The sequence below is a fragment of the Streptomyces sp. PH10-H1 genome (genome assembly GCF_030063355.1).
GTDB lineage: Bacteria > Actinomycetota > Actinomycetes > Streptomycetales > Streptomycetaceae > Actinacidiphila.
On the sequence record NZ_JASISZ010000140.1, the window covers coordinates 1 to 8,504 of the forward strand.

Genomic DNA, 8,504 nt, shown 5'->3' on the forward strand with positions numbered 1-8,504 from the left:
GCATCGCACCCTCCTCGATCAACAACAAGCCGTCCGCTGCCTGCCCCCACCCCTCCACGATCATGCCCCGCACACGAAGAAGCCCCCGCTCATCGAACAGGGACTCCCTTTGCCACAACGCACTCAGCCGAACTGACGCACCACAGCTCAGAGCCCGCACACCCGCCATGATCCATCAGACACCCGATCCCTCCAGATCCGCTCCCCGATCTCAAGGCCGGCCGCCCGCGAACCGCGTCTCACCCAGACCTGACACCTCGCAGGTCAAGGAGCATCCAGATGACGTGCTCGATGAGACGGGACAGCGGCGCCCCTTCATTGCTCGCTGCCGACGTGACGTGCTCGGAGCCATGCTGCCTCGAACTCGTCCGGGTGGATTTCCATGTTCGCCCACTCAGGGTCAAAGAGGTCCACAACCGGCGGATTGAACGTCCAGTCGTCGGGGCCGCTCTTCAGCGCGGTTCCGTCGTCGGCGAGCTCTACCTGGCGCAACCTGCGGCCGTCGGAGCCGACCTCCATGAGGTAGGTCGCTGGTTCATCGCCGTCGCCGTCCCAGAGACGCCGAAGGTGCACGATGCTCCGGTCCGCGAGCGCGCCGAAACCGGGGCGGCCGCGCTGTGCGTCGCGCTTGGCCCGCAGCCCTTCCAGGCCCGGAGGCATGGTCGGCTCGTCGATGTCGACTTCGTCCAGGTCCCCGACAGCCCGCTCGATGGCATCTGGACTGTCGACCACCTCGACCTCCGCGAAGGTCTCAAGGACCTCTCGGGGCGATCGCGCGTGGACCCACCACCACGCACCGCCCATGCCGTAGTCGTGCAGGATAAGAAAGCGCGACTTCGGCGCGGGGGCAGGGCTTGTCATACCGGCCGAGAGTAGTGGAGTACGCAAGTCCAGCTGCGCCGCCGACTGCCCCCTGAATCTGCAGCACCGAACCAGATCGTTTGAGACAACAGCCGGCATGCATGCGTCCGCGACCAGATCATCTGAGATTTCTTGCAACCACGCGTCTCAACTGATCTGGTCGTCGCAGGTCACAGACTTGACCTCGGACCAGATCTTTTGGTACAGGACAACAACTGTCGCGCTTCGGCTCACGAACACGCCCAGACTCTCTCTCGGAGAGACGCGTCCCGTCAGCCCGCCTCCCGGAGGTGTCAGTGGTTCGGCACGGGAAGCGTCAGCCGTGGCGTGCGAGTTTGACGGCGGAGATGAGCAGGATCACCGCCATCGCGGGGATGAGGATCATGTCGGAGAACACTCCGAGCAGCAGTCCGACCAAGACCGCGCCGGCGACCGAGCCCGCGGCCATGACCAGGGTGAAGCGGAGGTTGGCGCCCAGGACGGCGAAGCTGCCGTCGCGGCTGTAGCGGGCGGAGGCGACCAGCATGGTCGGCAGGGACACGAGCAGCGACAGGCTGCCGGCGGTCTTGATGTCGACGGCGAAGAGCAGCACGATCGTAGGGATCAGCAGCTCGCCTCCGGCCACGCCCATGATCGCGGCGACCACGCCGATGCCGAACCCGGCCACGATCCCGCAGGGTACCTGCGCCCACAGGGGCATCGAGAGGGCGCCGAGGGTGGTGGTGTGGGTGGCGAGCAGGGCGGCGGCCATGAGCACCATCAGGGCGGCCAACATCTTGTAGAGGGTGGCGGTGCGCATCCGTACCGCCCACGACGCTCCGGTCCAGGCGCCCAGCAGGCTTCCGGCGAGCAGGTTGGCCGCGGCGGGCCAGTGCGAGGCCACCTCGGAGGCGGGGACCGCCGCCAGGCGAGCGGGGAGCGCGGCCAGGACCACGACCAGGCTCATTGCCTTGTTCAGAATGATCGCGGAGAGCGCGGCGAAGCCGAACAGGCCGATCAGCAGGGGCAGGCGGAACTCCGCACCGCCCAGCCCGATCATGCCGCCCAGGACGTGAACAGTGCCTCGGACAGCGCCTTGGCGTCCGGCTCGGGGTGACCGTCGATGCGCAAGCCGATCTCCTCGCCCTCCGTGTCGTGCAGGACGGCAAGCCGTACGCGGTTCTCGCCAGCGCCCTGCATCGGGACGAAGCCGCACAGCTCGAAGCCGTCGCTGACCAGGTGATCGCCCTCGCGGACGAAGGCGACGGTGCGCGTCAGGCCGCGCATCCGTAGGGGGACGACGAGCCGACCGCCCACCTTGAGCTGCTGCATCCAGGCAGGGGGGATGTCGGCGGCTTGCACCGTGACAACAATGCGATCGAAGGGCCCGTGATCGGGAGCGCCCTCTTCCGCGTCGGCGGTGAGAACGGTGACGTTCTGGTAGCCGGCTGCCGTAAGGAAGGTCGTTGCCCGGTCCGTCACCTCGGAGTCGATGTCCATAGTGACCACCCGGCCCGCCTTCCCCACCATCTCGGAGAGGTAGGCCGCGTTGGGGCCGCCGGAGCCGACCTCCAGCACGGCCATTCCGGGCTCGATCCGGGCCTGCTCGATCTGCATGGCCTGCACCCTCGGGGCCGACACTGAGCTGATGTCCACGCCGGTGGCATCCGTCTTCGTCACGGCCGCGAACTCCGCATCGTACGCCTTGGCTGACTCCACCTCGGGGGTGGCCAGGCCGGTCCGATCGGTCACGTCAGGACCGGCGGGCGGTGGCTAGGCTCCGGCCGACTCATACCGCCATCCCCGAGATGCGGGACGGCGGCCTTGCTGTAGCCGTAGAACCGGCCGCGCGCCGCGTCGTTGTAGTCGCAGGCCGGCGGCTGGCCGCCCCACTCGACCACATGGCAGGTGTCACGGTAGGGGGAAGGCCGAACACGCACGTCGGGGAAGCCCGGCAGTCCCTCCAAGAGGCCGCGCGTCTTCTCCGCCAGGATCAGCAGGTCGAAGGCCATAGACCCGCCACGGCGCGCTCCGCCCACGGGGACGGCCAGGAACGGTGCCCGGTGGACGCAGACGGCTACGGCGTGATCAAGCAGCGACGGATCAGCGAGACGGCTGGCGATGTACTCGAAGTCGTAGGCGAGCGGTGCCGGAACAAGGCGCGGGATAAGGGGGCGGATGACGGTCACGCCACCCCCTTGATGGAGTCGAACGCGACCAGCTGGTCCAGTAACTCGCCGACGACCCATCCCATCTGCCGCAGATGCAGCACGGCGTGACGGTAGTCGCCAGGCATCTCGCTTGCCCGCAAGGTGCGCGCCCGCTGAATGAGCGTGTCCGCGTAGGCCGACTCCTGCCAAGCCCGAGTGGAAACAGCGATGTTCACGAGCCTCATGAGGTGGCCGCGAGATCGCTGAACGAAGTCCTCGATGACTTCCTCGGAAGGTGCGATGTCGTCCAAGGCCGTGGCGACATCGTCAAGGAGGTCTTCGCTCTCATGCGCAGTCCAGGCCCAGCGGAGCAACAGGCCGTGCACGTCGGTCAGACCAGCAGCGTCCAGCGGGGGATTCCAAGGGGTGACGGTAGGGGTTTCGAGTTCGGCGGCCTGCGGCCGGGTCGTCGCAGGGCACGCCAACCTGCGGTGGTGAGTCCGAACGGTCATCGGTCCGCTCTCGGAAGGCTCAGCCCGCCGGCCGGCGGTGCGTCCGCCCCGATCGAGACCGATCCGGCCATCGTCACCGGGCTGATCGAGCGCAGCAAGGTGTCGATCGCCGCCCTGGAGCGCGACATCCGGACGAAGACCGGGCCGGCGCTGTTCGACTTCCTGCTGGAGGCCTTCGAGGAGCACAAGCGAGTCCTCGGTGATCCGCTGAACCTTCAGGCGATCATGGCGGGGATGGAGGCCACGTGGTGGCTCAACGACAAGCTGCAGGAGTGGCTGTGCGAGAAGAACGCGGCTGACACGCTCACGCTGTCCGCCCCCGACAACGTCACGTCGGAGATGGGACTGGCGCTGCTCGACGTCGCGGACGTGATCCGCCCGCATTCGGAGGTGGTGGCGTTCCTGCGGGGCGTCGAGGGCGAGGGCTTCCTGGACGAGCTGGCGAAGCTCGCGGGCGGGACCGAAGCGCGCGACGCCATCGAAGCCTACCTCGACCGGTACGGCATGCGCTGCGTCGGCGAGATCGACATCACCAGGCCACGTTGGCGCGAGCGCCCCAGCACGCTCGTGCCCGTGATCCTCGACAACGTCAGGAACTTCGAGCCGGGCGCCGCCGAGCGGCGCTTCGAGCAAGGACGGCAGAAGGCGCAGCAGAAGGAACAGGACGTGCTGTCACGCTTGCGGGCCCTGCCGGACGGGGACCGGAAAGCCGACGAGGCCAAGCGGATGATCGACCGGGTCAGAACTTTCATCGGGTACCGGGAGTATCCGACGTACGGCATCGTCAGCCGCTCCTTCATCTACAAGCAGGCTCTGCTGGAGGAGGCCGAGCGCCTCGTGCAGGCCGACGTGCTTCCTGAGAAGGAGGACATCTTCTACCTCACGTTTCAGGAACTCCACGAGGTCGTGCGCTCGAACCGGGTGGACGACCAGCTCATCCAGCAGCGTAAGGAGGCGTTCCGGTCGTACCACGCGCTCACACCGCCCCGGGTGCTCACCTCGGACGGTGAGGCCGTCACCGGGGCGTACCGGCGTGACGACGTGCCGGCCGGTGCCCTGATCGGCCTTGCGGTCTCCGCCGGGACCATCGAGGGAAGGGCCCGCGTCATCTTTGACATGGCGCAGGCCGATCTCGAAGCGGGCGACATCCTGGTCACGACCTTCACGGACCCCAGCTGGTCACCGCTGTTCGTCGGAATCGCGGGCCTGGTGACGGAGGTGGGCGGCCTGATGACCCATGGCGCAGTGATCGCCCGGGAGTACGGCCTGCCGGCCGTCGTGGGCGTGGAGCAGGCCACCCGGCTGATCCGGGACGGGCAGCGGATCCGCGTGCACGGAACCGACGGGTACATCGAGATCCTGCCTTGACCGACCACAGCGAGAAATACGGTGTTCACCAGGTGAAGTTGACCGTGACCGGCCGCCGGCCCCTCCCGCACAGGGACCCGGGCCATTTCACCCCCCGTTCGACCCGGTCCAGCCGTCCACGATCCGGCCTCTCAGTCACACGTCGGTTCGGTAGCAGGCGGAGCACGGCGTTGCGGAGTCGAGTGCGCTCGCTCGACATGAAGCGGTGCAGGTTCCGGGAGCCGAAGGCGACCCGCTGGGCGCTGCGTCGGCGCTCCGAGTCGTAGGCGCGGAGAGCGGCTGGCAGGTTGTCGGATCCGTGTTCGGCGACAGTCCGGCTCAGAGCCTCTGCATCCAGGATGGCCGTGCACGCGCCCTGCCCGAGATTGGGCGTCATGGCATGCGCCGCGTCGCCGACCAGCGCGACCTTTCCGTTGTGGACGAGCGTCGGCAGGGCGGGGAACAGATGCCGCATCTCGTAACGGATCCAGGCTGGCGCCCGACTCGCTCTCCGCTGTCCACCACGATCGGCCTCGTTCCATCGCCACGCCGACCAGTCGGCGTGGTCCCGTCGTCCGTAGCGTCTATGAGGAGCCCCAACTGAGCTTGGGGCCGATCGGCGGCCTCCTGCCGACCAGCTCCGCGTTCTAGCCATGGTTGGTCATCTTGAAGCCGGTGCAGATGTTCCCGGCCCTGTTCTCGTATAGCTACCGCCAGGTGGCGTGTAGCGCTGAGTAACTACTTGGGACTGCGGTCGCGCTGCTGGAGGGCGGCGAAGTCGGCGTGCGCGGCCTTGATGGCCTCGGGGTACGTCTGGGTCTTCTCGTGCTCGGCGAGCGCCCGGTAGATGCTGGACAGACTGGGGCTCTGTCCCTTGCGGCGGCCGGTGGGGATGAGCAGGTCGGGCTGGATCTCCTCGACGGTCTCGCCGTTCGCGCGGCGGCGGAGCACGGTGTGGAGCATGTCGTCGGTGATGACCGGGGGCCGGCCGCCGTGGTTGCCCTTGCGGGCCGCGGTGTCGAGTCCTTCGAGGGTGGCCTCGCGGATGTTCTCGCGCTCGGTCTCGGCCATCGCGGCGAAGAACCCGAACAGCAGGTGTCCCGGGCCGCTGGGGTCATACATCCCTTGGAGGGGTCCGGCGAGCATTTCCAGGACCAGGCCGTGAGCGGTGAGGTGATCGGCCAGGGCTGTCAGCTCTGCGGCGTCGCGTCCCAGGCGTTTCATCTCGTACACCGTGAAGATCACCCGGCAGTGCGGGGCGTGGGCCTTGATCTCCCGGGCCGCGGCGAGTGCGGCCTCGAACTGCGGGCGGACCCGGACCCGGGTGCTGATCTTCTCGGCGAAGATCTTGTCCCGGGGGATGTTCTTGGCGGCGAGCGCGTCCAGCTGCGACTGGAGTTCCTGGGTGAGGCTGGAGCACCTTGCGTACCCGATGCGGATGTCCGGGGTCGGGGTGTCCGGGTCGATAGGCGCCGGAAGGGGAGTGCCGGGCCGCCACGGCTGTCCCGGACCGCGGTCGGCGGGCGTCGGCACGCGCAGGAGTTTCGCGAGCCGGGGTACCTTCGTGAAGCGGCCGGTGTGGTACGTGCCGGCGACTGCGCCGGAGCGCGAGCGGCAGGGTGAACCTGGCTGGGCGTCACAGCGCGGGCAGGGGTGGCGCTCGACATCGTCCGCTTCGGACGCGAGTGCGGTGTGAGGGTCCGTCATGGCCCTGGATCCTGTCACAAACATTTCCCAGAACGTGCCTGGTTCCACTTTTGAGTGAGAACGAGTTGTGACAGTGAATCCGCGATCCACACCGCTTCCGTCACCGATTTTTGATCTTGCTCGGGGAAAGGGTCGTTTATGAGAGACGTTCATCGAGGCTGCGACAAGCTTCGAGGGCCTTGCCTCTGTGCCTCCGGGGCGCGATGTGCGCGTCTCGGAGGCACGTTCACACGTCGCGGTGCCGCACGACGACCACAGCGAGTACAACCGCGATCAGCGGCCAGAGCGCGTACACGGCCCACGAGCCGGGGACGGTGGCGCTGTAGGCGAGCGAATGGGGATCCGGTGCCCAGTTCTGGACCAGGCGCTTCCATGCCGTGACCGGCATCGCATGGCTCATGACGGCGGACCAGCGTGCGCTCTGCGAGAAGATCGGCGGCAGCATCACCAAGGTAAAGGCGCTGGTGACCATGGTGGTGGCGCTGTGCCTGATCAGAGCGCCGAAGCCGAGGCCGATCAGTGCGCAGACCGGGGCCAGCAGGGCGGACGCCACCAGCGCCCGGAGCACTCCGGGATGGGTGAGCGGAACCCCGGCCTGCTGTCCGTTCAGGATGGCTTGGGAGACCAGGAAGCAACCGGTGGAGATCACCGTGCCGACTGCGGTCCAGAGCGCGGCGGTGACGACCGCCTTGGCCAGCACCACCGCACCACGGGCGGGTACGGCCACGGTGGTGGTGCGGATCAGGCCGCTGCTGTACTCGCTCACGATGGTGAGGGCGCCGACGCTGCCGGCGACGAGCACCAGCGTCAGGTAACCGGCCGCGGGGAACGCGTCGAACACGAGGAATCCCTGATCGGCCCTCGCGGCCGGGCTCATCGTCCGGAGGTTGTTGGTTTCCGCCAGTGCCGCTACAGCGGCGGACCCGATGACGAACAGGGCAGTGAGCGCGAGCGCCCATGGGGTCGAGCGCAGGGACCACATCTTGATCCACTCAGAGGCGAGCAGGTCGCGGAAGCGGGCGGGCGGCTCGGCGACGGGTGCGGACAAGGTGTTGGTGGCGACGGAGGTGACTGTGGTCATCGGGGCTGTCCTGCCTGGTATTCGACGCTGTCGGCGGTGAGTTCCATGAAGGCCTCCTCCAGTGAGGCGGTCCGGGTGGTCAGCTCGTTGAGCTGGATCCGGTTTTCGAAGGCGAGTGCTCCGATCCGGTCCGCCGGCAGCCCGGTCACGGCGAGCTTCTCGGTGCCCGGCGAGCCCTCCGGCTCGAATGAGGCGCCTGCGATGGTCAGTACCGCTGCCAGCTCGGCGGCCTGCGGGGTGCCCACCACGACGCTGAGACGCGTGCTGCGGGCCGCGAAGTCCCTTACTGACTCAGCGGCGATGAGCCGGCCCCGTCCGATGACGACGAGCTGGTCGGCGGTGTTCTCCATCTCCGACATGAGGTGGCTGGAGAGGAAGACCGTACGGCCCTCGGCCGCGAGGCGCCGGAAGAGGCGGCGCATCCAGAGCACGCCTTCCGGGTCCATGCCGTTGACCGGTTCGTCGAACATCAGCACCGGTGGGTCGCCGAGCAGCGCGGTGGCGATCCCGAGCCGCTGCTTCATGCCGAGCGAGAAGCCGCCGATGCGGCGGCGCGCGGCCTCGGCCAGGCCCACCTCGTGCAGCACTTCCTCCACCCGGCGCGGGGAGATCCCGTTGCTGTGGGCCAGCGCGGACAGGTGGGTCGCGGCGGTGCGTCCTCCGTGGACCTGGCCTGCGTCGAGCAGTGCGCCGACGTGCCGCAGGCCGCGCGGGTGGCTGCGGAAGGGGACGCCGCTGACTGAGGTGATCCCCGTAGTGTGGACACGCCTGACAATGGATCTTGTTGATCCTGGAAGGTGTAGACCACGTGGCAAGGCCCTCGAAGTACAGTGCGGAGTTCCGGTCCGACGCGATCGCGTTGTGGCG

Annotated in this window: 8 protein-coding genes and 2 pseudogenes; 1 reads left to right on the top strand and 9 read right to left on the bottom strand. The window is 68.0% G+C overall.

Features of this window, described 5'->3' with window-relative positions; translation table 11 throughout:
- Positions 1–315: 315 nt before the first annotated feature.
- From QMK24_RS39845 to QMK24_RS39865, 5 genes are all read right to left on the bottom strand, one after another.
- Positions 316–861: a hypothetical protein gene (locus QMK24_RS39845; protein WP_283471791.1), complete on the bottom strand. Its 546-nt coding sequence runs from the start codon at positions 859–861 to the stop codon at positions 316–318.
- 316 nt (positions 862–1,177) lie between these two features.
- Positions 1,178–1,909: a sulfite exporter TauE/SafE family protein gene (locus tag QMK24_RS39850; RefSeq protein WP_283471796.1), complete on the bottom strand. Its 732-nt coding sequence runs from the start codon at positions 1,907–1,909 to the stop codon at positions 1,178–1,180.
- Positions 1,897–2,592 carry a methyltransferase domain-containing protein gene (locus tag QMK24_RS39855; protein ID WP_349307965.1) on the bottom strand — a complete coding sequence of 232 codons (696 nt, stop codon included), beginning with the start codon at positions 2,590–2,592 and terminating at the stop codon, positions 1,897–1,899. The genes QMK24_RS39850 and QMK24_RS39855 overlap by 13 nt, the downstream gene beginning before the upstream one ends.
- Positions 2,589–3,029 (bottom strand): DUF6302 family protein, encoded by a 441-nt coding sequence (locus QMK24_RS39860; RefSeq protein ID WP_283471792.1) that lies wholly within the window; start codon positions 3,027–3,029, stop codon positions 2,589–2,591. Before QMK24_RS39860 ends, QMK24_RS39855 begins: the two co-directional genes overlap by 4 nt.
- Positions 3,026–3,502 carry a DUF6415 family natural product biosynthesis protein gene (locus QMK24_RS39865; protein WP_283471793.1) on the bottom strand — a complete coding sequence of 159 codons (477 nt, stop codon included), beginning with the start codon at positions 3,500–3,502 and terminating at the stop codon, positions 3,026–3,028. Before QMK24_RS39865 ends, QMK24_RS39860 begins: the two co-directional genes overlap by 4 nt.
- Positions 3,503–3,526: 24 nt before the next feature.
- Between QMK24_RS39865 and QMK24_RS39870 the strand changes: the two are divergent.
- A pseudogene (locus QMK24_RS39870) lies at positions 3,527–4,870 on the top strand (PEP-utilizing enzyme); the annotation flags it as partial.
- Between the two features lie 148 nt (positions 4,871–5,018).
- Here the strand turns inward: QMK24_RS39870 and QMK24_RS39875 are convergent.
- From QMK24_RS39875 to QMK24_RS39890, 4 genes and pseudogenes are all read right to left on the bottom strand, one after another.
- Positions 5,019–5,357 (bottom strand): annotated as a pseudogene (locus QMK24_RS39875) (FAD-dependent oxidoreductase); the annotation flags it as partial.
- Between the two features lie 230 nt (positions 5,358–5,587).
- Complete coding sequence (locus QMK24_RS39880) at positions 5,588–6,556, bottom strand: recombinase family protein (protein WP_283471794.1); 969 nt, start codon at positions 6,554–6,556, stop codon at positions 5,588–5,590.
- 226 nt (positions 6,557–6,782) lie between these two features.
- Complete coding sequence (locus tag QMK24_RS39885) at positions 6,783–7,637, bottom strand: ABC transporter permease (protein ID WP_283471795.1); 855 nt, start codon at positions 7,635–7,637, stop codon at positions 6,783–6,785.
- On the bottom strand, positions 7,634–8,504 hold an 871-nt coding region (locus QMK24_RS39890), incomplete at its 5' end, for a DUF8746 domain-containing protein (RefSeq protein ID WP_502962714.1). The genes QMK24_RS39885 and QMK24_RS39890, both read right to left, overlap by 4 nt.

Bases quoted from the DNA above. Each gene is read 5' to 3' on its own strand.
- QMK24_RS39845 (WP_283471791.1), bottom strand. From the start codon at position 861: ATGACAAGCCCTGCCCCCGCGCCGAAGTCGCGCTTTCTTATCCTGCAC.
- QMK24_RS39865 (WP_283471793.1), bottom strand. From the start codon at position 3,502: ATGACCGTTCGGACTCACCACCGCAGGTTGGCGTGCCCTGCGACGACC.
- QMK24_RS39880 (WP_283471794.1), bottom strand. From the start codon at position 6,556: ATGACGGACCCTCACACCGCACTCGCGTCCGAAGCGGACGATGTCGAG.
- QMK24_RS39885 (WP_283471795.1), bottom strand. From the start codon at position 7,637: ATGACCACAGTCACCTCCGTCGCCACCAACACCTTGTCCGCACCCGTC.